Annotated in this window: 18 protein-coding genes and 2 pseudogenes; 13 read left to right on the top strand and 7 right to left on the bottom strand. The window is 60.1% G+C overall.

Annotated features, from left to right (window positions below; genetic code table 11):
* The first annotated feature begins 36 nt into the window (after positions 1-36).
* The 4 genes and pseudogenes from AC6JBC_RS15290 to tnpB all read left to right on the top strand — a co-directional run.
* On the top strand, positions 37-2,148 hold the full coding sequence (locus AC6JBC_RS15290; RefSeq protein WP_498026334.1) for a bifunctional rhamnulose-1-phosphate aldolase/short-chain dehydrogenase: 2,112 nt from the start codon (positions 37-39) through the stop codon (positions 2,146-2,148).
* Positions 2,149-2,170: 22 nt separating this feature from the next.
* Positions 2,171-3,463, top strand: a complete 1,293-nt coding sequence (gene rhaI / locus AC6JBC_RS15285; protein ID WP_498026333.1) for an L-rhamnose catabolism isomerase — start codon at positions 2,171-2,173, stop codon at positions 3,461-3,463.
* Positions 3,464-3,909: 446 nt separating this feature from the next.
* Positions 3,910-4,026, top strand: a pseudogene (locus tag AC6JBC_RS15280) (IS66 family insertion sequence element accessory protein TnpB); the annotation flags it as partial.
* Between the two features lie 16 nt (positions 4,027-4,042).
* A pseudogene (tnpB, locus tag AC6JBC_RS15275) lies at positions 4,043-4,258 on the top strand (IS66 family insertion sequence element accessory protein TnpB); the annotation flags it as partial.
* Here tnpB and AC6JBC_RS15270 read toward each other — a convergent pair.
* Both AC6JBC_RS15270 and hpaH read right to left on the bottom strand, forming a co-directional pair.
* Entirely contained in the window at positions 4,254-5,015 is a 762-nt protein-coding gene (locus AC6JBC_RS15270) for an HpcH/HpaI aldolase family protein (RefSeq protein ID WP_498026332.1), read from the bottom strand. The pseudogene tnpB and the gene AC6JBC_RS15270 sit on opposite strands and share 5 nt — an antisense overlap.
* Complete coding sequence (gene hpaH, locus AC6JBC_RS15265; protein ID WP_498026331.1) at positions 5,012-5,818, bottom strand: 2-oxo-hept-4-ene-1,7-dioate hydratase; 807 nt, start codon at positions 5,816-5,818, stop codon at positions 5,012-5,014. The genes AC6JBC_RS15270 and hpaH overlap by 4 nt, the downstream gene beginning before the upstream one ends.
* 171 nt (positions 5,819-5,989) lie before the next feature.
* Here hpaH and AC6JBC_RS15260 point away from each other — a divergent pair, with 171 nt between their 5' ends.
* A complete protein-coding gene (locus AC6JBC_RS15260; protein ID WP_498026330.1) occupies positions 5,990-6,364 on the top strand; it encodes a MarR family transcriptional regulator in 375 nt (124 codons plus the stop codon).
* Between the two features lie 654 nt (positions 6,365-7,018).
* Here the strand turns inward: AC6JBC_RS15260 and AC6JBC_RS15255 are convergent.
* Genes AC6JBC_RS15255 through AC6JBC_RS15245 form a run of 3 tightly spaced genes read right to left on the bottom strand, consistent with a single transcriptional unit; the run spans position 7,019 to position 10,604 of the window.
* Positions 7,019-7,492 (bottom strand): VOC family protein, encoded by a 474-nt coding sequence (locus tag AC6JBC_RS15255; protein WP_498026329.1) that lies wholly within the window; start codon positions 7,490-7,492, stop codon positions 7,019-7,021.
* Positions 7,493-7,511: 19 nt separating this feature from the next.
* A complete protein-coding gene (locus AC6JBC_RS15250; protein WP_498026328.1) occupies positions 7,512-8,582 on the bottom strand; it encodes a hypothetical protein in 1,071 nt (356 codons plus the stop codon).
* Between the two features lie 39 nt (positions 8,583-8,621).
* Positions 8,622-10,604 carry a flavin-containing monooxygenase gene (locus tag AC6JBC_RS15245; RefSeq protein WP_498026327.1) on the bottom strand — a complete coding sequence of 661 codons (1,983 nt, stop codon included), beginning with the start codon at positions 10,602-10,604 and terminating at the stop codon, positions 8,622-8,624.
* 524 nt (positions 10,605-11,128) lie between these two features.
* Here AC6JBC_RS15245 and AC6JBC_RS15240 point away from each other — a divergent pair.
* Both AC6JBC_RS15240 and AC6JBC_RS15235 read left to right on the top strand, forming a co-directional pair.
* The gene (locus AC6JBC_RS15240; RefSeq protein ID WP_498026326.1) at positions 11,129-11,905 is read left to right on the top strand and encodes an SDR family NAD(P)-dependent oxidoreductase; all 777 of its coding nucleotides are present in this window, start codon (positions 11,129-11,131) and stop codon (positions 11,903-11,905) included.
* 311 nt (positions 11,906-12,216) lie between these two features.
* A complete protein-coding gene (locus AC6JBC_RS15235; protein ID WP_498026325.1) occupies positions 12,217-13,824 on the top strand; it encodes a DUF5597 domain-containing protein in 1,608 nt (535 codons plus the stop codon).
* A 107-nt stretch (positions 13,825-13,931) separates the two neighbouring features.
* Here the strand turns inward: AC6JBC_RS15235 and AC6JBC_RS15230 are convergent, their stop codons facing one another.
* Positions 13,932-14,282 carry a winged helix-turn-helix transcriptional regulator gene (locus AC6JBC_RS15230; protein ID WP_498026324.1) on the bottom strand — a complete coding sequence of 117 codons (351 nt, stop codon included), beginning with the start codon at positions 14,280-14,282 and terminating at the stop codon, positions 13,932-13,934.
* A 131-nt stretch (positions 14,283-14,413) separates the two neighbouring features.
* Here AC6JBC_RS15230 and AC6JBC_RS15225 point away from each other — a divergent pair, with 131 nt between their 5' ends.
* The 6 genes from AC6JBC_RS15225 to AC6JBC_RS15200 all read left to right on the top strand — a co-directional run bounded on the left by AC6JBC_RS15225 (position 14,414) and on the right by AC6JBC_RS15200 (position 19,662).
* Complete coding sequence (locus AC6JBC_RS15225) at positions 14,414-15,322, top strand: NAD-dependent epimerase/dehydratase family protein (protein ID WP_498026322.1); 909 nt, start codon at positions 14,414-14,416, stop codon at positions 15,320-15,322.
* Positions 15,323-15,324: 2 nt separating this feature from the next.
* On the top strand, positions 15,325-16,104 hold the full coding sequence (locus AC6JBC_RS15220; RefSeq protein WP_498026321.1) for an SDR family NAD(P)-dependent oxidoreductase: 780 nt from the start codon (positions 15,325-15,327) through the stop codon (positions 16,102-16,104).
* A gap of 30 nt (positions 16,105-16,134) precedes the next feature.
* Positions 16,135-16,947 carry an SDR family NAD(P)-dependent oxidoreductase gene (locus AC6JBC_RS15215; RefSeq protein WP_498026513.1) on the top strand — a complete coding sequence of 271 codons (813 nt, stop codon included), beginning with the start codon at positions 16,135-16,137 and terminating at the stop codon, positions 16,945-16,947.
* Complete coding sequence (locus AC6JBC_RS15210; protein WP_498026320.1) at positions 16,944-17,378, top strand: nuclear transport factor 2 family protein; 435 nt, start codon at positions 16,944-16,946, stop codon at positions 17,376-17,378. The genes AC6JBC_RS15215 and AC6JBC_RS15210 overlap by 4 nt, the downstream gene beginning before the upstream one ends.
* Positions 17,379-17,497: 119 nt before the next feature.
* Positions 17,498-18,568 carry a type III polyketide synthase gene (locus tag AC6JBC_RS15205; RefSeq protein ID WP_498026319.1) on the top strand — a complete coding sequence of 357 codons (1,071 nt, stop codon included), beginning with the start codon at positions 17,498-17,500 and terminating at the stop codon, positions 18,566-18,568.
* Positions 18,568-19,662, top strand: coding sequence for an NAD(P)/FAD-dependent oxidoreductase (locus AC6JBC_RS15200; RefSeq protein WP_498026318.1), 1,095 nt, complete (start codon positions 18,568-18,570; stop codon positions 19,660-19,662). The genes AC6JBC_RS15205 and AC6JBC_RS15200 overlap by 1 nt, the downstream gene beginning before the upstream one ends.
* Here AC6JBC_RS15200 and AC6JBC_RS15195 read toward each other — a convergent pair.
* Complete coding sequence (locus AC6JBC_RS15195) at positions 19,649-20,365, bottom strand: methyltransferase domain-containing protein (protein WP_498026317.1); 717 nt, start codon at positions 20,363-20,365, stop codon at positions 19,649-19,651. The genes AC6JBC_RS15200 and AC6JBC_RS15195 overlap by 14 nt on opposite strands.
* Between the last annotated feature and the right edge of the window lie 23 nt (positions 20,366-20,388).

The raw sequence follows: 20,388 nt of genomic DNA, 5'->3' as shown, positions 1-20,388 counted from the left end.
TTGATCGAGGAAAGCGCAAATGATAATAGGAGCGCCATGAACATGCAAAATCCAGTCTCGTCGGCGGCCATCCCCTTTGCCGTCCCCTCCAGCCGCTGGGATGACGGCGTCGCCGCGACTCTCAGCCCTGCCGAATTGCTCTTGTATCGGTCGAATCTGCTCGGTTCGGACCTGACGGTGACCAATTTTGGTGGTGGCAACACCTCCGCCAAGATCGTGGAGACCGATCCCCTGACGGGCGCGCAGACCGAAGTGCTGTGGGTCAAGGGTTCCGGCGGCGACATCGGTTCGATGAAGCTGGATGGCTTTTCAACGCTCTATCAGGAAAAGCTGCTAGGCCTTGAGAAACATTATGGCGGTCCCGACGACGACGACAAGATGGTCGGCTACCTGCCCCATTGCACGTTCAACCTGAATCCCCGCGCCGCCTCGATCGACACCCCGCTGCATTCGCTACTTCCTTTTGCACATGTCGATCACGTCCACCCCGACGCCATCATCGCGCTTGCCGCTTCTTCCGGCGGCGAAGCCGCGACCAAGGAAATCTGGGGCGGCAAGATCGGCTGGCTGCCCTGGAAGCGCCCCGGCTACACACTGGGCGTGCAGCTGCGCGACTATGTGAAGGCCAACCCCGGCGTCGAAGGCGTAATGCTCGCGGGCCACGGCATCATCTGCTGGGCCGACAGCGCCAAGTCCTGCTACGAACATACGGTCGAGCTGATCGCGGACGCCGCCAATTATCTGAACGCCAAGCTGGCCGAAAAGCCTGCCTTCGGCGGCCGGGTCGTTGCTCCTAATGCTGATCGTGCAGCGATCGCCGCCGATCTGATGCCGCGCCTGCGCGGCCTGATGACCGGCGCGCGCACCAAGGTCGGCCATTATTCGGATGACGCCGAAGCGCTGGAGTTTGTGGGTTCGTCCGAGTTCCTGCGCCTTGCCGCGCTGGGCACTTCCTGCCCCGACCACTTCCTGCGCACCAAGATCGCGCCGCTGCCGCTCGATCCGGCGAAATTGCAGGACGACGCCTATCTGGCGGAGCAGATCGCGGCCTATCGCGAGATGTACGCGGCCTATTATGAGCGTTGCAAGCGGTCCAACTCGCCCGCGATGCGGGACGCCAACCCGATCGTCGTGCTGGTGCCGGGCGTCGGCCGCATCACCTTCGCCGGTGACAAGACGACCGCGCGTCTGGCCGGTGAGTTTTACGGCAACGCGATCAACGTCATGCGTGGCGCCGAAGCGATCGGCGAGTATATCGCGCTGGACGAACAGGAAGCGTTCGACATCGAATATTGGCTGCTGGAAGAAGCAAAGCTCCAACGCATGCCCAAGCCCAAGCCGCTCGTCGGCAAGATCGCCTTGGTAACCGGTGGCGCGGGCGGCATTGGTGCCGCGACCGCTGCACGCCTGCTGGCGGACGGTGCCTGCGTCATGCTGGCCGACCGTGCCGCCGACGCGATTGAAGAAGTGCGGGCGGGCTTTGCCAAACAGTTCGGCAAGGATGTGATCCGCGCCGCCGTGTGCGACGTGACCGACGAAGCGCAGGTCCAGGCCGTGTTCGACGATTGCGCCCGTGAGTTTGGTGGCCTCGACATTCTGGTCGCCAATGCAGGTATCGCTTCGTCGGCGCCGATCGAGGAAACCACCGTCGCCCTGTGGCGCAAGAATTACGACGTGCTGGCCGAGGGCTATTTCCTTACCGCTCGTGCCGCCTTCCCGCTGATGAAGCGGATGAAGGAGCAGGGCGGCGCCTCGATCGTGTTCATCGGTTCGAAGAATGGCGTTGCCGCCGCGACCAACGCGTCGGCCTATGCCTCCGCCAAGGCCGCCGCCAACCATCTGGCGCGCTGCCTGGCGCTGGAGGGCGCGCCCTTCGGCATCCGCGTCAACACGGTGAACCCGGATGCTGTCATCAAGGGCAGCAAGATCTGGGACGGCGACTGGCGCAAGGAACGTGCTGGCGCGCACGGTATCGACTCCGGCAAGGAACTGGAGGAACATTACCGCCAGCGTTCGATGTTGAAGCGCGACGTGCTGCCGTCCGACATCGCTGAAGCGGTTTACTTCCTCGCTGGCGACATGTCGGCCAAATCGACCGGTAACATGATCAATGTCGATGCAGGCAACGCCCAGGCGTTCACGCGCTGATCGATCAGGAGAGGCTATTATCATGAGCAATCTGCCCATTTCCGCCGAGCTGATCGCGGAATCCAATGCCCGCGACACGCAAGCACTGGAAGAAGATTATGCCGCGCTCGGCCGCAAGCTGTCGCGCACCGGCATCGACATCGACGCGATCAAGGACCGCGTGGCGGGCTTTTCCGTCGCCGTACCCAGCTGGGGCGCGGGACGGGGCGGCACCCGCTTCGCCAAGTTCCCGATCGCGGGCGAACCGACCAACATCCACGAAAAGCTGGAAGATTGCGCCGTCATCAACCAGCTGAGCCGTGTCACGCCCCGCGTCTCGCCGCACTTCCCCTGGGACAAGGTAAGCGATTACAAGGGCCTGCGCGAGGAAGCTCAGAGCCTTGGTCTTGGGTTCGATGCGGTCAATAGCAACACCTTCCAGGATCAGCCCGGACAGGCCCAAACCTACGCCACTGGATCGCTGTCCTCGACGGTCGAAGCGACGCGCCAGCAGGCCGTCGAGCATAACATCGAATGCATCGAGATCGGCCGCCAACTGGGTTCGACCGACCTTACTGTCTGGGTCGGCGACGGCACCAACTTCCCCGGCCAGCAGGACTTCGCCCGCAGCCTGGACCGCTATCTGGAAGCCGCAGCTCAGGTCTATGCGGCGCTGCCCGACGATTGGCGGATGCTGCTGGAACATAAGATGTTCGAGCCGGCCTTCTATTCGACGGTCATTTCGGATTGGGGTTCGTCGATCCTCGCCGCGCAGGAGCTGGGTCCGAAGGCCAAGTGCCTGGTCGATCTTGGCCACCATGCGCCCAATGTCAACATCGAGCAGATCGTGGCCCGCCTCCACCGTTTCGGCAAGCTGGGCGGGTTCCACTTCAACGACAGCAAATATGGCGACGACGATCTGGACAGCGGTTCGATCAACCCGCACCAGCTGTATCTGGTCTTCAATGAGCTGGTCGAGGCGGAACTGCATCCGCGCGACGGGTTCAACCCCAGCTACATGATCGACCAGTCGCATAATGTGACCGACCCGATCGAATCCATGCTTTCGTCTGCCGAGACGATCACGGCTTGCTACGCCAAGGCACTACTCGTTGATCGGGGCGCGCTGCACGCCGCGCAGGAAGGCAATGACACGATGATGGCGTTCCAGGCGCTGCGCCGTGCTTATAATGTCGACGTGGCACCGATCATCGCCAAGGCACGGTTGGAAGCTGGTGGCGCGATTGATGTCCTTACAACCTACCGCGCCAGCCTGTGGCGCGAGCGCAAGGCGCAGGAGCGCAAACCGGTCGGCTTGGGCGCGGGAATCGTCTGATCTGAAATGTGATAGGACGCTGCCAGAATATGGTAGCGTCCTATTTTATGCCGGGAAGATCGTCGGCATATTTTAGTGAGATGATTGGGCAAAGCTCATCGCCGCGATATCTGTGCTTGTGAACAATGCGGCTTCCGCACGGGGCGCTCGCACCTACGTTGTAGATTAGCAGGCCAACTTCGATGCCATCAGTGGCTGCCGCAACCTTCGGCAGCATTTCGTCGGATGTGACGTCCAAAGGGAGTGTGCGAACCTCTACATCGAAGCTAGCTCCAATGTCATCTTTCAACGTTCGACGCGGGTCGGGCTTGCACGCGATCAAAGTAAGCGGGGTCTGACGGCGGCCTTGCGCGGCTGCCGTTCGCAGGGATGATTGCCGCTCTTTGAACGGGTTGGCCGCTGCCGGGCCGACGGCGGTGGACGGTGGAGCAAAAGCGGGCCGTCCTGCGGCACGCAGCGAGGGAGTGATCGGTATCGAGCTGCCGTCGGGCATCAGGGTGAGCGTGGACGCCACCGTCGATGCCAATGCGCTGTCGCGGGTGATCGGTATCCTGACGCGATGATCCCGCTGCTGCCTCAATGCGGATATTCCTGGCCTGCGGTGCGACAGACATGCGCAAGGGTTTCGACGGCCTTGCCGTGATGACGCAGCAGGTTCTGGAGCAAAGTCCGCATTCCGGCGCGCTGTTCGCCTTTCGAGGGAAGCGCGGGGATCTGACGAAGCTGCTCTGGTATGACGGTCAGGGCATGTGCCTTTTCTCCAAGCGGATGGACCCACGCTTACCGTGGGCTAGTCGGCTAGTTCAAAGAGCTGGCGCAAATTGTGGGCGCCATTCGCCAAAAGCCCAATATCGGTGCCGACAGACAGAAAATTGACGCCCTCACCGATGCGCCGCTGGGCATCGTCCGGTGAAATAGCAAACAGGCCTGCCGGTTTTCCTAGAGACTTAATGCGGCTTAACCCCTTGGAAATCGCCTGCTGCACGTCAGGATGACCGGGGTTCCCAAGATACCCTAAAGACCCAGCGAGATCGGCGGGACCGATGAATAGCGCATCCACGCCCGGCACAGATGCGATATCCTCTATTGCATCCAGACCTGCCTGGCTTTCGATCTGAACGATCGTGAATATTCTCTCATGCGCGGTCGCCAGATAGGATTTATCGACACCGAACCCGGATGCCCGGCTGGTCGCGCTCGCGACGCCGCGCATGCCAAGAGGTGGAAACCGGGTAGCCGCTACGATCCTTTCAGCCTGGGCGCCACTTTCCACCATAGGCACCAACAGGGTCTGGAAACCGATATCGAGATACTGTTTGATGATTGCCGCTTCGTCAACGGGGACGCGCGCAACCGGGGCGACTGGATAGTTGGAAATCGCCTGAAGCTGAGCCAGCAACGTTTGCAATGTGTTTGGCGCGTGCTCCCCATCGAACAGCAGCCAGTCAAAGCCTGCACCCGCGCAAATTTCAGCCGTATAAGGATTAGCGAGCGCTTGCCAAAGCCCGATCAACGGGCGACCTTCATCCAAAAGCGTACGAAAGGCGTTCATGCAAAGCGCACCGAAATGGCGCCCATGGGACCATAGTCCACATGGAAGCTGTCGCCCGCGCGCGCGGGCACGGGCGCGGTGAAACTGCCGCCAAGGATGATTTCACCCGCCTCCAGATATTCACCGTAAGGAGCTAGCTTGTTGGTCAGCCAGGCTGGACCATTGGCCGGATGATTCAGCACCGCTGCGGCAACGCCCGAATCCTCGATAACCCCATTACGGTAAAGCAATGCGGATACCCAACGCAGATCGACGTCCATCGGGCGGATCGGCCGCCCGCCCAGCACGATGCCCGCATTCGCGGCATTATCCGAAATCGTATCGAACACCTTGCGCGTCACGCGACTGGCCTTGTCCACCTGCTCAATGCGCGCATCGATGATCTCGAGCGCTGGAACAATATAGTCCGTCGCCGAAAGAACATCAAAAATCGTGCAACCAGGGCCGGTCAACCGGCTTTTGAGGATGAACGCCAGTTCTACTTCGACCCTGGGGACGATAAAGCGCTCGATCGGGATATCCTGCCCATCGGGAAAAAGCATGTCATCGAGCAACAGGCCGAAATCGGGTTCGCTGATATTGGACGATCTTTGCATCGGACGGCTGGTGAGGCCGATCTTGTGTCCAATCGGACGTCGTCCATCGGCTATCTTCCTGGCGACCCACGCGCGCTGCACGGCGTAAGCGTCCTCGATCGTCATGCCTGGATAGGCCAGGGAAAATTGAGAAACCTGCGTGCGCGATTTTTCCGCGACATCAAGTTGGTCCGCCAAGCGGGTGATGATGTCGTCAGCGAGCGCCATGATCAGAACTTTCCGAAGCTTGAGAAGGGCAAACTGCGCATTTTTTGTGCGTTGAAATCATTTAATGCACTTCCGTTGATCGTCCCGCTCACAATAAGGGTTATCAATATGCAGATCGCTATTTATTTAACATGATAATTTGTCAAGGCCGATATGAGCCCGAGATGTGATATGACGTGGTATCGTCTCCCCTATCGCGCTTCCTTGGCAGGCGATTTGCTCGGCGCTCGTGAAGCCTTTATGGGACCAATACGGCCGATCCTGGGCGATGCAAGCGTGACCGAGCAGCAGTGGCGCGTGCTTCGCGTACTCGCCTTCGAACGCCATACGGAGCCATCGGTGCTAGCGGAAGCGGCCCTGCTGCACGCACCCAGCCTGCCCAGAATATTGAAAGATCTGGTCGATCGGAGGTTGATTATGCGCGAAGCAGACACGCAGGATCGCAGGCGCGCGAACCTGACGCATTCCGATCAGGGGTCTCTGACGTCAATAATGGATGAGGTCGGATCGACCTATCCAACAACGAAGCAGTTTTATTTAACATAAGATATATTATCAATCATAACGGCCATGGCCGCTATTCGGACACGTTGCCTTCCAGACCATCATTGTCAGAAAACATGTCTCGCTGGACAAACGACCTAACGCCGGACCCATTTCTGCCGCCAGAACGATCGATACAGCCTTAGGGCGTAAACTCATAAATATCGCGTTCGAGGCGCCAAAATGGCGAACATATCGGGCCAAAATACGCGCCGCGAAGGTCATACACCTTTGCAAGCGTATTTTGGTTCGAGATGGAAGCCATTTTGGCGTCCTGTGGATTTGACCAAAAAGGCCCATCACGGCGTCGAGAAGGCTTGAAATAACGACATATTCCTGCGCCCTCTCTCCTTGTGCTGGGCCTTTTTGCCTCAAACCTCGAACGCGATATTTATGAGTTTACGCCCTAGCTTCAGTCGGATTGTACCTCAGGGAATGAGATGAAGCGCATTAGTACCCGCCGAACCGTCCCGATATACCATAAGTCCGGACGCCGCCTTGATCCTGAAGCGGTTCCTGAAATCACGGCATTTCCAACAATATATCCGAGACTCCAGACCGCAGTCCTGGCTTTAGCCCAAGGCGCTGCGACTGCTCAGACCGGCACATGGCTCGCGAAAAGCGCCGTGGCTCCCCGCTAGCCTGTTGCCTGCAAAATCAACCGCCGTTCTGGCTCAGCTGAAGCATGTGGCCCTCCGGATCGGCAACAAAAGCAACCTGCATGCCGCCCATGCCGGGAACTTCCCGCGCTGGCTCCAGAACACGTCCACCGGCTTTTTCCACTCGGGCGATCAGGTCGGCAATATCCTTCGTTGCCAGGCCTAGGATCGACTCGTTTGCGACCGGCGTTTGGGTGTCGTGGAACTGAGCAAGAATGAACAGCGGCCCACCCTCGTAGGTCGGCATAAACACGACTTCGCTGACCTTCCGTCCATTGATTTCCGCTTCAACGCGGTTCATCTCGACCAGGCCGATAGCCGAGGAATAGAAGGACACCGCCTTGTCCAGGTCCTTGACCTGGAGCTTGGTGAACATGAAATCGGTGTTGCCGTTTTTGGCAAAAGGTATCGCCACGTTTTGTCTCCTATTCCGACATTCTCGCACAGCGATCGACTTCTCGCCGAACTGCATGAAGCGGTGGAAGCCGCCATTAGGCGGCTTCGTCCATTGCATCGGCGGGGATGTTCGTGGGACCGCCAATATCGTAGACCTTGGCCAGAAGACCGACGAACGCATTGTCGTTCATGGGATCGGTCGGCACTTCGAACTGGACACCACGCTTCTTCATGTCCTCGATCAGCATGTTGATCGCCTGCTCATGGGTGATGTCGTCGCGGTGATCGTAGGTCAGCTTGAAATCGTCCATGTCCTTGAACAGACGAGCGCCCCAATGGACCAGGAAGCGCATTTCCTCTTCCGGCACCTTCTGGGTGACCTTACCAAAAGTTTCGATCTGCCAGCCCGTCGGATCCTGCGCATCGGGGCCAAAGGTCGAACTGATGTCGAGCCCTTGCGGCCTGCGCATGGCGACCGGACCCGCAGCCTGTCCGTGGTGGAACGTCATCTCGTTTTCGACGACCACCGCGCGGCCCCAGATGGGGGCGTTGATCTGCATGGCCTCACCGCTCGGCCCATCAGGCCAGCAGTTAAAGCCGCCGCCGATCTTGCCCTTGTAATACCAGGCGATCACCTGGCCCTTCTTCGAGCGCCAGCGATTGAACAGGCAGGACTTCGCCATGGTCAGCAGCAGCCAAAGCGGCGTGTTTTCCATCGTCAAACCACGGAAGACCGTACCATCCAGATGGGGCGGCCCGCCGAGGGGGGTTGGCCCCTGGATATTGAAGAGGAAGGTCTCGGGTTCGGCATATTGGCAATCGTAATAATTACGCACCAGCTCGAGAAAGCGGGAGTTGTAATAGCAATCCTCGATCTCTGGGTAGAAGCAGGTTCCCCCACGCGCCAAATACCCTCGAAATCCGGGATAGATGCCAATCATGTCCCAGGTCAGCTTGACCCCTTCCGGCAATTGCTTGCCTGCGCCTGAGGTCGTGGCGATAACCTCCTCTGGCGTCTTGAAGTTTTCCGCAAGCATCAACGGCCAAGGACCATTGTTACGAGCAACACTCAACAAACGCGCATGCTGATCGTCCGTATAAGCTTTATCGATCAACTGCGGAGGTGCGACAGGGCGGAACTGCTCAGCGAGATCACGAAGCATCATCTAGTCTCCCAATATCATTCGGTTGTTTACGGAAGCGGATCAGATGGTCAGCATTTCCATTTCGCGCGGTGCGGTCTTGGCGGCATCGTCGGCACGCGTGACATTGAAGTCTTCTTCGCGGGGCGAGCGCAGGACATGCCATATGCGCGAGTTGTGGCGCGGGATGGCGAGGATGACCTTCTTCTGCCCGTCGGCGCCCTTGTCGCGATAATAGCCATGGGCGCTGCCGCACTGGACCCAGGCCGTGTTGGCCAGGTTCGCATCGACATCGTCGATGAACGCCTGCGTCGCCTCTGGCGACACATCGAAGGACGACAGATGATCGTCCACCATCCATTGCAGCAGTTCGACGATATAATGGACCTGCTGCTCGCTCACCACCGCATGGTTGGCGACCAGATAGCTGTAGGGCGCGCCCATGAAGACGAAGTTGGGGAAGCCGGTGATCAGCATGCCTTCATAGGAGAAGGGATGCGGGTCGAACGCGTCCGTCAAAGTTTCGCCGCCGACGCCGCGAATGTCGAACTGCCGCCCGAAATGCAGATTATAGCCGGTCGACAGCAGCAGCACGTCGCATTCGATCCGCGTGCCATCGGCCAGGATCACCGCGTCCTGCTCGGCCTCGGCCAATTCGCCGCGCACGATCGACACATTGGGCTTCTTGAGCGTGTCGTAAAAACCGCAATCGAGGATCGGCCGCTTGGCGAACACCGGGAAGTTGGGTGTCAACAGCTTCACCATCTCCGGATCGTCCGGGAAATGGCTCTTCAGATAGCCTTCGCACATCATGCGCATGCCGTCGTTGATCGGGCCAAAGCCGCCCGTCTTCGCGGCATAATCCTCATCCTTCATGATCATGCCGTGCATGTCGCGCATCTGGCTGTGCAAGCCCTGCAGACGCTTCCACTGCGCGACGAAGGGCACATATTCCATCGCCCAGCGCTCGATTTCGGCCACCGGCGCATGCGCCTGCGGATTGGGGATGATATGTTCCGGCTGGCGCTGGACGATCACCAGTTCGCCGACCTTGTCGGCAATGGCCGTCGCTACTTGTACGCCCGAACAGCCCGTGCCGACCAGGACGACCTTCTTGCCCGTCAGATCGACCGAATGGTCCCAGGCGGCCGAATGAATGACCGGCCCCTTGAAGCTGTCGAGATTCTTCACCTTGGGATAATTGGGATTGTTGTTGGGTCCCACCGCCATGATGAGGACGTTGCACTCATGGCTTTCCGGCTTGCCGTTGCGGATCGCCTTCACCGTCCAGATCTTGCGCTTCTCGTCCCATTCCGCACCCTCGACCCAGGTGCCGAACCGGATCCGGTCGCGAAGACCATATTTGTCGGTGACGCGATCGAGATAGGACAGGAATTCCGGGCCACGCGGGTAGAATTGCGTCCAGGAAGCATTGGGTTCGAAGGAGAAGGAATAGACCCGGCTCGGCGTATCGACCGCCGCGCCCGGATAGGTGTTGGTCAGCCAGTTGCCACCGACCGTGTCCATCGCCTCCAGCACGGTGAAGTCAAAACCGGCCTGCTGCAATTTGATGGCGGCGTTGATGCCCATCATGCCCGCGCCCACAACCAGCACCTTGAAATCGGCGGGCGGGACATCGGCAGCCTTGCGAATGCGCGTGTCGGTGGTGAACCCGGCATGCTGGAACGCGACATCCACCGACATTTCGGGAAGGTCCTGACCCAGCAGCAAACGGCTCATCCGCTTGAACATCGGCCGGTCCAGCTGTGGCATGACCGGAGGCTTCCCGGCCTTTACCGCCACGCGCAGGCGATCGCGGATCTCGGCGACCACGGCCGGATCGATGGCAGGCCGTTCTTCATGCGCATGGATGTCGACGAACGTCTCGACCAGCTCTTCCTGCCGGCCGTCAATCGCATCCCAATAGTGGTTCAGCAGCGTCCGATTGCCGGTCATCTGGATCAACGCCATCAGCGCCATGGTGGGGTCCAGCGCATCGATCGCGGCATCGACCCTGGCATTCATGTCCAGCACCCGTTCGTGCATCCCGTTTCTCCTCATATGTGCCCGCTTTCGGACTCGATGAGAATGAATTACACATTAGTGTGTAATTGATCAAGCAACATTCACCGACAGCGGCCAAATGATGCTGCGCCACCCTACTGGTCTGCTCCGTCATTTCGGCTTCAGTCATTTGGCGATCCGCCCAGGATCATCCGCCACTGAAGCTCACCGAAGGCTTCGTCTCGCCATTCATTGGGGACGTTGCGCCAATCCCCATTTTCCGTGTCGGATCAATTGGTGAGCCCATATGGTAACTTCACGTTAGACATGCGGGCGCTCCCCATGAAATGCCAATTCAATCCGTGAAAAATTTTCGACATTGGCGATGTTTCCTCGATGGAGCTTGTCGGCAACGTAAGTTGCGAACAACTATCCATCTCTCATTATGGACTCACCGGCATATGGAACCATCCGCTGCCGGACGGCCCGCTGCGAATTAGCAACGTCCGTCTCGCCAACATTCCGGACAAACAGAGTTCGTCGCTCGGTTAAAGGAATTCTCTCACATGTCACTCGCTCCCGCCATTGCCTCTCCTTCCTCTCCCGTCATCATCACCGGTGGCGCATCGGGCATAGGTCTTGCGTCCGCTCATGCGCTGGCCGTCATTGGCCGCCCTGTTGCTCTATGGGACATCGACGGCGACAAGGCATCGGCAGCGGCCCGCGCCATCATGGCGGAACATGGCACAGCGTCCACGGGCATTGCGATCGATCTGCGTGAACTTGGTGGCATCGAAGCTGCCCTGGCGGCGACGCGAAAAGCGATCGGCAGGCCAGGCGGACTGGTCCATGCTGCTGGCGTTGTTGATACAGCATCGCTGGACGGACTGACGCCGGAAAGCTGGGACAGCGGGATAGCGATCCATCTCCGCTCCCTCGCGTTCATCGTTCAGGCACTCCATCAGGATCTGGCGGCGCAGCCGGGCTCCGCAATCGTGGCGATAGCTTCCATCAACGCAACCCTCGGCAATGCCATGAACCCGGTCTACAGCGCGGCGAAAGGCGGAATATTGTCGCTCGTAAGATCGCTGGCCGATCGGCTGGCCCAAGATGGCGTCCGCATCAATTCGGTATCACCGGGCCAGATCATGACGCCCATGATGCGTCCCGCAGTCGAAGCTCTGCCCCATGGGCATTTCGAAAAGCGTATCCTGCTCAATCGCCTTGGCGATCCAGAGGAAGTGGCACGGGTTGTACGCTTCCTTTTGTCCGATGAGGCAAGCTATATCACCGCGTCGGAGATTGTCGTCGATGGCGGCAACATTTCGTCCCAAAGGGGATGAGCATAAGGATCGCGGCTTCCTTCCCGGGTCGCGGCGCATTCTTCTCGAATGCCACGTCCCTTACCCACCACCCGTTGCCCAGCCTCGGGTAGCCAGAACGAGGACGTTGACCGGCGTTCATAAATGAAACGTAGTTGTTTACATTATCGACCTCGCACACTAAAACCGCCCCTAATGATGTAGCTTACAGGGCTGCGCTAGCCATGCCGACGACCGGACAAGGCCTGTTACGCCTGGCCCCGTGTTAAGTAGCAAGGCCTGCGAATGGTCTTGCCTGAAACGGGCCTAATGAAAGTCGACGAGGAGATTATGTGCGCCATCCCTTCCGTTATCTGACGCTCATGCTTTGCGGCGTTACGCTCGCTGGACAGGCTACCGCCGGTGAAATGCCGCGCCTTCGCACGGAAAATGGCCGCCATGCGCTGATGGTTGACGGCAAGCCCTATCTGATGCTGGGCGCGCAAGTTCATAATTCCAGCAATTATCCTTCGGTACTGCCCCAGATATGGCCGGTGATGCAGGCTTTGAGCGCCAACACGATCGAGATTCCGGTCGCCTGGGAACAGTTCGAACCCAGCGAAGGCAAGTTCGACTATAGCTGGGTCGATACGCTGCTGACCCAGGCCCGCCAGAATGACATGCGCGTGGTGCTGCTGTGGTTTGGCAGCTGGAAGAATGGAGAATCGACCTACACGCCAGAATGGGTGAAGAACGATACCAAGCGCTTCCCCCGCCTGATGCGCCGCGATGGCCGTCCGACAATGACCTTGTCGCCGCTGGGCGAAGAGACGCTCAAGGCGGATCGCAAGGCCTTCACGGCACTGATGCGGCACTTGCGTGAGGCGGACGCCAAGCACACGGTGATCATGGTCCAGGTCGAAAATGAGATCGGCAGCCATGGGGTCGCGCGTGACTATTCGCCCGCAGCAGAGCAGCTGTTCGCGCAGCCTGTGCCCGAAGACGTCCGCATCGCGTCCGGCAAGCCTGCCGGCACTTGGGCGGAAGCCTTCGGCAAGGAGGCGGATCAGGCATTTGCGGCATGGACCTATGCCCGCTTTGTCCAGCAGGTTGCCGTCGCGGGTAAGGCCGAGAAGAACCTTCCCCTCTACACGAACGCAGCAGTGTTCGACGCCACGGGGACGGCCATGGCGGCTCAGGTTGCGAGCGGAGGCCCCAATTGGAATGTGTTGCCCATATGGAAAACCGTTGCGCCCGCGCTAGACCTTATAGGCCCTGATCTCTATCTGCCCGTGGATAAGACCTATCTCGGCCTGCTGGATCGTTATACCCGCCCGGACAATGCATTATTTGTTCCGGAAACGAGCAACGCGGCTTGGGCGGCGCGCTTCTTCTGGTCGGCGCTCGGTCGTGGAGCCATTGGCTACGCGCCTTTCGGCATGGATGCGACCAGCTATTCAAACTATCCGCTGGGTGCACGGAAGCTGGACGCAGCCACGATCGAAGCCTTTGCCGCGCCCTATCGCCTGTTCCGTCCAATCGCGAGCGACTGGGCGGCGATCGCCAGCAAGAACCCCACTTGGGGCACTGCGAAGAATAGCGCGGGCGAAGACTCCACCAATATGGGCAGCTGGAAGATTTCCGTGACCTACGGCCGTAACAACTTTGACGTGCCCGCCTGGCCCGGCATGGAACCGCCGCCCTGGGCCAAGGAGCCGTTAGGCGGAGGGGTCGTTGCTCAGTTGGCTCCCAACGAATTTCTGGTCGCGGGTCAATATAGCCGGTTCCAGTTCGCACCGACGGATTCCGCTGTCAACGGGCAGATCCTCAGCGCGGAAGAAGGGACGTTCGTGAACGGCCGGTGGGAAGCGCGGCGTCGCTGGAATGGCGATCAGATTTCCTACGGCTTCAATTTCAACGAACAGCCTGCGCTTCTTCGCGTAAAATTATCCACCTATTAAGGTTCAAGCCTGGGGGCGGCACGCCCGCCCCCTCACGGCTGCGGCTGGCTACTATCAGGTGACCTACAGTCGGCTCGAAATCGGCTGGCGTATCGACCCGTTGATCCTCAAACGCCGATGAACGCCACGCGACTCTCTTTCGACCTTGCAGCCTCGCGCTCGCGCGCCTGTTCCAGCGCTTCATGATTGTCGCCGATCCAGTCACAAATCTGACTGACCGTTCCCAGGAACCCCCTACCCAGATCGGTCAGTCGATATTCCACGCTCGGCGGCATGGTCGGCCGGACCTCCCTTGATACCATCCCGAAACGCTCAAGTTCGCGCAGCGTCTGCGTCAACATTTTGGAACTGATGGGCGCTGCGCAACGCTTGAGGTCGGAAAAGCGCATCTCGCCACCACCCAGTCTGTAGGTGACAAGCATTGTCCACTTGTTCCCGACCAGTTCGAGAATTTCCAAGGCGGTTCGTGGGTCTACTTTGGTATCCATAAGATACCTAATACCTGATCGGTGCCTTGTTGCAAATCAAAACTAGAATCGGTAGCCCTCTTTCATCAAGAGGCGCGACACGCCTGTGGAGAGGAACTATCATGAAAATTCTTGTTATTGGCGGGACCGGCATGATTGGCGGCCATGCAGCCCTTCATCTTGCATCGCAGGGGCATGACGTCACCGTCTCGGGCCGCAAGCCCCCGCAACCGGACACCGAACTGTCGCGCCTGCCCTTTTTGCAGGGCGATTATGTTGAGGGCAGCTTCACGGGGCAGGACTTGACCGGCTTTGACGCGATCATCTTCGCGGCCGGAGCCGATCTTCGCCATGTTCCCGAAGGTGCGGATTATGAGGCTCACATCTTCCGGGCCAACGCCGAAGCCGTGCCGCAGTTCGCCGCGCTCGCCAAGCAGGCAGGCGTCCGGCACTTCATCCATGTCGGCAGCTTCTATCCGCATGTCGCGCCCGAACTGGTGGAAAAAAGCGTATATGTTCGCGCCCGAAAACTTGCCACCGACGGTATTACCGCGCTGGCGGATGACAGCTTCCATGTTGTCAGCGTGGACGCGCCGTTCGTCGTGGGTGCGGTCCCGGGCATGAGCCTGCCGATGTTCGAAGCATATACCCGTTATGCCGAGGGACAACTTGGCATCCCGCCCTTCGCTCCCGCCGGGAGCACCAATTTCATTTCCACCCTGTCCTTGTCCGAAGCGATCCAGGCCGCTCTGGAAAGAGGCGAAAATGGCAAAGCCTATCTGGTTGGCGACGAAAATCTGAGCTTTGCGGACTATTTCAAGCTGTTCTTCCGGGCCGCCGGGAACGACGTGGATGTGCCTGCGCTGGACCAGGAACATCCCCTGCTGCCGGACGTCGCGATCTTCACGGGGCGCGGAAACGTCGTGCGGTACGAGCCCGACGCAAAGACGCTGGCTGACCTTCGCTACCGCCGCAACGATGTCGCGCGCGCGGTAAAGGAAGTCGTCGATCAGTTCCGGTCGGCAAAATGAGTATGGCTCCTCTGGCGGGCCGAACAGCGGTCGTTACGGGGGGCAGCGGCGGTATCGGCACGGCTTGCGCACAGGCGCTGGTCGCCGATGGCGCGCGCGTGCTCATCACAGGGCGCAGACTGGAGGCGCTGAACGCAGCGCGCGCCCGCATAATCGGCGATTTTCCGGAAGCCCAAGTGGCGACCTTCGCTGGTGATGCTACATCCGAAAAGGACGTTGGCGACGCGCTTACGCAGGCTTATGCCATGGCAGATCGCCTCGATATTCTGGTGCCTGCGGTCGGAGGCGGCGGCTTCGGCCCCTTCCTCTCGACCAGTGTAGAGGATTTGCGCCGGGATCTTGACCTCAACATCACCAGCGCTTTCATCGCGATGCAGGCCGGGGCCAAGTTGATGCGCGAAGGCGGGTCAATCGTGTGCATATCGTCCACGGCCGCGACCCTCCCCTTCCCCGCACTAGCTACCTATTGCGCCAGCAAAGCCGGGCTGGAGGCGTTGATCCGAACCGTGGCCGACGAACTGGGCACGCTCGGCATTCGTGTGAACGCGGTTCGCCCCGGCCTCACCCGCAGCGACGCGACGGTGGACATGTTCGCCAGCCCGGCGATCATCGATCGCTTTCTGGAGCAAACGCCGCTCAAACGGACGGGGGAGCCGGAAGATATCGCGGCGGCCGTGGCCTATCTCGCCAGCCCCGCTGCGTCCTGGGTCACCGGACAATCCTTTGCGGTCGATGGCGGACAGGAATTGCGGCGCAATCCGGACCTGCTGGGCGCCGCCTGATCAACGGACAGAATAATCGAGGACAGGATGATGCTGGATTTCACGGGCAAGACGGTTTTGGTGACTGGCGGCGGCGCGGGGATCGGACGCGCCTGCGCCGATGCATTTGCAGGGCAAGGCGCAAAGGTCTTCATTGCAGAGATCGATCCGGAACGCTGTGCCGATTTCACCGTCGGCAAGGCGATCCAGTGCGACGTCAATGATCCGCAACAGGTTGATGCGCTGGCCGACCGACTGAAACAGGAAACGGACGGCAAGCTCGATGTCCTTGTGAACAATGTCGGCCATTTCCTTCATGCCAAGTCATTTTCTGATCTTTCACGTGATGAGATGCAGGAAATTGTCGGCCTCAACCTGATCAGTCTCATGCATGTGACGAACCGTCTGCTCCCGCTACTGAAGGCATCGGCCCCCGGCAGTTCGATCATCAACATCACCTCCATCGAAGCCTATCGCGGCATTCCCAACTGCTCTGTCTATGCCGCCGCCAAATGGGGGATAACGGGCTTCACGAAGAGCCTCGCGCTCGAACTCGCGCCACTTGGCATCAGGGTGAATGACATCGCGCCGGAAACCACGGACACCCCACAGACCCCCGTCGATTATATGGTGCCGCCGGAAAACCGCGAACATGTGCAAAGATGGGTGCCGCTCGGGCGCTTCGGCCATCCGGACGACTGCGCGGGCGCGGCGCTCTACCTTGCCAGCCCGCTTGCGTCCTGGGTCACGGGAACGGCCATCAATGTCGATGGCGGTTCGCTGGCGGCGGCGGGATGGATTCGCGATATCAACGGGACCTGGACCAATATGCCGATCGTGACCGGCAACGGAATGAACCTGTGAGCGGCGCGATGAACAAGCTGATCGACGAAGCGGCACTCCGGCGCTCAGCGGAAATTTATGCTCAGGGTGCGGATCGGAAGGACAAGCAACTGTGGCGATCCGTGCTGGCGGATGACTGCCGGATTGAAGGGCCGGGATTCATCACAGAAGGGCTGGAGGCGACGTTGATGTCCATCGATGGACTCGCGCAGATGTTCCGCTCGACCTTCCACTGCGTCCATAACCAGACAGTTATGATCGATAGTGACAGAGCCAGCGGAGAGACCTATTGCACCGCCGATCATTTGCTCAACGACGCAGACCAGATTTTGCGCTGGACGATCCGTTATCTCGATGAATGGCGTCGTGATGGCGACGCGTGGCGCTTTACCCGGCGCAAGCTCGAACTGTTGTGGGAGGAACTGGTGCCTGTGACGGTTCGTCACGGCTGACCCAAATCCCAATTCATTGGGAAGCAATCAAAATCGCGCTACACATGTTGGACCCTGTCCAGCCCGGATCATATGCCGCATCGTCGGCGTTGTAGATCCAGGCAGCAAAGTGGAATGCGATGAACGAAAGACGTGCCTGCATAAACGCGATAGGTTGCGCCGTTCCTGACCAGGATGTGCATTCCCCTTTCATTCGATGGGCCAGCCAGCAATTAGTGGATGAACGGGCGCGCAGTCTGTTCGTCCGCATGGCAGAGCGCAGCGGCATCAATCATCGCTGGTCAGTCCTTCCCCAAATGGACGCGGAAGCCTCACCTGTCGATCCGGGCGGCTTTTATGCGGACGCCATGCCTTCGACATCGCAACGCATGCAACTCTATCATCGCTACGCCCCTGAATTGGCCCTTCGAGCCATCGCCGCTTTGCGCGCGAAGATAGTTCTTGATGGCGTCACCCATCTGGTCGTCGCCAGTTGCACCGGCTTCGTCGCTCCCGGCGTCGATCAGATCATCGCCGATGCGCTGGGTCTGGTCGGTGTGGAGCGGACACTTGTGGGGTTCATGGGCTGTTACGCAGCGGTCGCGGCGCTTCGGACTGCGCGGCATATCGTGCGGTCGGAACCCGATGCGCGCGTGCTGGTCGTCACCGTCGAACTGTCCTCGCTTCACCTTCAGCGGGAACAGCAGGTCGAAAGATTGCTGATGATGCTGCAATTCGGCGATGGCGCGGCGGCGGCACTGGTCAGCGCGCAGGATAGCGGCTTCGCGATGGATGCGCCCTTCGCGATAAATCTGGAAGGTTCTGCCGATCTCATCCGGTGGGAGATAGGCGACGCCGGTTTCGTCATGCACCTGTCCGGCGAAGTCCCGAGCCGCATTCAGACTGCTCTGCGAGACAACGGCGTCAGGGAGCGGATTTGCGGTTCGACTGATCCCGCATCGGTCGCGAACTGGGCGGTTCATGCGGGGGGCCGGTCCATATTGGACGCGGTCGAAAACGGCATGGAGCTGCAACCCGATGCTCTGGCCGTGTCTCGCGGCATCCTCGCGCGCCATGGCAACATGTCGTCCGCGACGCTGATGTTTATCCTCAGCGACCTGCTTGATGAAGGGAGCTCCGGCCCCGGCGTCGCGCTCGCGTTCGGACCGGGCGTCGCTGCGGAAGGATTCCGCTTTTCGCGGGCAGGTTGATGACAGGAGCGGCCAATCTGGAGGCGCTCATCATCGGCGGCGGCCCGGCTGGCTCTGCCACCGCCATCATCCTCGCCCGCGCCGGAATGAGGCCGCATCTCATTGAGCGTCAGGCCACTGCCCCCGCTGGCGTGTGCGGCGGCTTTCTCGGCTGGGACGCGATCGCTGGCCTTATGGAATTGGGGGTAGACCCGTGGAAGCTTGGGGCGCGGCCCATAAGCCGCTTCAGGCTGGCCACGGGGGCACGCTGCGTCGAAGCAGCCCTGCCCGCCACAGCCGCCGGTATTTCCCGCCACGTCCTGGACAATGCTCTTATCGAGGCAGCCGCCCACGCCGGTGCTATTGTCAGCCGAGGCCGAACGGCCCGCACAGCCGATCCAGATAGCCGCGCCGTGCGTTTCGACAATGGCGAGACGCTTACCGCAGACGCCCTGTTCATAGGCGTCGGCAAGCATGAGTTGCGCGGCGTGACCCGGCAATTCTCAAGCTCATCGGTCGGGCTGCGCACCTCCCTCCCTGCGTCCTCCGCATTGCATGGCGCGCTGTCGGGCTTCGTTGAACTGCACCTGTTTAATCATGGCTATGCAGGACTGCTTTTGCAGGAGGATGGATCGATCAATCTCTGCCTGTCGGTAAGCAGAGATCGGCTCACCACAACGGGAAGCGTTCCCGCGCTGCTAGACGAGTTGCAACAGGAGGCCCCACTGCTCCACGAACGGCTTCAGGGCGTCCCCACCCATTTCGATGCTGTCGCGGGCGTTCCCTATGGCTGGCGCGCGCCCCAAAGCCAGAAAGGCGTCTTTCGGATCGGCGACCAGAGCGCCGTCATAGCCTCACTCGCGGGCGACGGTATCGCTATCGCCCTGGCCAGCGGAGCGAGCGCTGCCGGAGCAATGCTGGTCGCAGGACCTGAAGCCTCACCGGCATGGCAGGACAAATGGCGGCGGCAGTGCGCGCGGCCTGTCGGCATTGCCGAAGCCCTGCGCCATGGTGCCGCAGCGCCCCTGACCCGCAATATCCTCATGTCGCTCTTACGGTTCGCGCCTGGATTGGGAACCGGCGCCGCATCCCTCACCCGGATCAGGAAAGGGTAAGCGGCGTCTCCCGCACGCGCTCCACGCACAGGCGAAAGGCGAAACGGCGCACTATCCGCACCTGATCCTCAGATATGCCCGCCTGCGCCAGCAGATCGATCCACTCCCGACGCCGGAACGATCGAGCGATCGATAATTGACCGTCTTCCCGCACGATCCTGTGGACGCGCAGCAGTCGCGCCAGAATGGGGAAGCCCCAATGCGCAAAGCCATGTCGGTGCAGGTCGCAGATCAACCAGCCCATCCTCGCATTCGCCTCCATATGACGCAGGAAGGTCATCGACTGCGCGTCGGTCATATGATGCGTGACCTGGCTTGAAATGATGAAGTCGAACGGCTCCGGCTGATCGAGATAATCACCAGCCCGATAATCGATCGACAGGTCGGACGGGGTCGCATGCCGCGCCGCCTGCAAACTCTTTTCATTGAGGTCCACGCCGATCAGTTCGGCATCGACACCCCGGCGCCGCGCCCATCGGGCAATCGCGCGCAGAACGTCGCCGTCGCCAAATCCAACATCGAGCAGGCGGAAATGTCTTGCCTGTCCCGCTGCGCGTTGGAGGAAAGCGATGGTGGGCCAGGATGTGAATGTCCATCGGTTGACGCGCGCCAGATCGTGCAGAACCCGCTCATAAACAGCCGGATCGAGATCGGGCGCATCCATCTGCTCTTCCTGACGCGATCTTGTGATGAGCTTGGCCATGTCTCGTCTTCTCCCGCCCTCAT

Source organism: Sphingobium sp. RC1, from assembly GCF_059738765.1.
This window is presented reverse-complemented; position numbering and strand designations above follow the sequence as displayed.

Bases quoted from the DNA above. Each gene is read 5' to 3' on its own strand.
- AC6JBC_RS15245 (WP_498026327.1), bottom strand. From the start codon at position 10,604: ATGCACGAACGGGTGCTGGACATGAATGCCAGGGTCGATGCCGCGATC.
- AC6JBC_RS15225 (WP_498026322.1), top strand. From the start codon at position 14,414: ATGAAAATTCTTGTTATTGGCGGGACCGGCATGATTGGCGGCCATGCA.
- rhaI (WP_498026333.1), top strand. From the start codon at position 2,171: ATGAGCAATCTGCCCATTTCCGCCGAGCTGATCGCGGAATCCAATGCC.
- AC6JBC_RS15220 (WP_498026321.1), top strand. From the start codon at position 15,325: ATGGCTCCTCTGGCGGGCCGAACAGCGGTCGTTACGGGGGGCAGCGGC.
- AC6JBC_RS15250 (WP_498026328.1), bottom strand. From the start codon at position 8,582: ATGATGCTTCGTGATCTCGCTGAGCAGTTCCGCCCTGTCGCACCTCCG.
- AC6JBC_RS15255 (WP_498026329.1), bottom strand. From the start codon at position 7,492: ATGCAGTTCGGCGAGAAGTCGATCGCTGTGCGAGAATGTCGGAATAGG.
- AC6JBC_RS15215 (WP_498026513.1), top strand. From the start codon at position 16,135: ATGCTGGATTTCACGGGCAAGACGGTTTTGGTGACTGGCGGCGGCGCG.
- AC6JBC_RS15260 (WP_498026330.1), top strand. From the start codon at position 5,990: ATGACGTGGTATCGTCTCCCCTATCGCGCTTCCTTGGCAGGCGATTTG.
- AC6JBC_RS15270 (WP_498026332.1), bottom strand. From the start codon at position 5,015: ATGAACGCCTTTCGTACGCTTTTGGATGAAGGTCGCCCGTTGATCGGG.
- AC6JBC_RS15290 (WP_498026334.1), top strand. From the start codon at position 37: ATGAACATGCAAAATCCAGTCTCGTCGGCGGCCATCCCCTTTGCCGTC.
- AC6JBC_RS15200 (WP_498026318.1), top strand. From the start codon at position 18,568: ATGACAGGAGCGGCCAATCTGGAGGCGCTCATCATCGGCGGCGGCCCG.
- AC6JBC_RS15205 (WP_498026319.1), top strand. From the start codon at position 17,498: ATGAACGAAAGACGTGCCTGCATAAACGCGATAGGTTGCGCCGTTCCT.
- AC6JBC_RS15240 (WP_498026326.1), top strand. From the start codon at position 11,129: ATGTCACTCGCTCCCGCCATTGCCTCTCCTTCCTCTCCCGTCATCATC.
- hpaH (WP_498026331.1), bottom strand. From the start codon at position 5,818: ATGGCGCTCGCTGACGACATCATCACCCGCTTGGCGGACCAACTTGAT.
- AC6JBC_RS15195 (WP_498026317.1), bottom strand. From the start codon at position 20,365: ATGGCCAAGCTCATCACAAGATCGCGTCAGGAAGAGCAGATGGATGCG.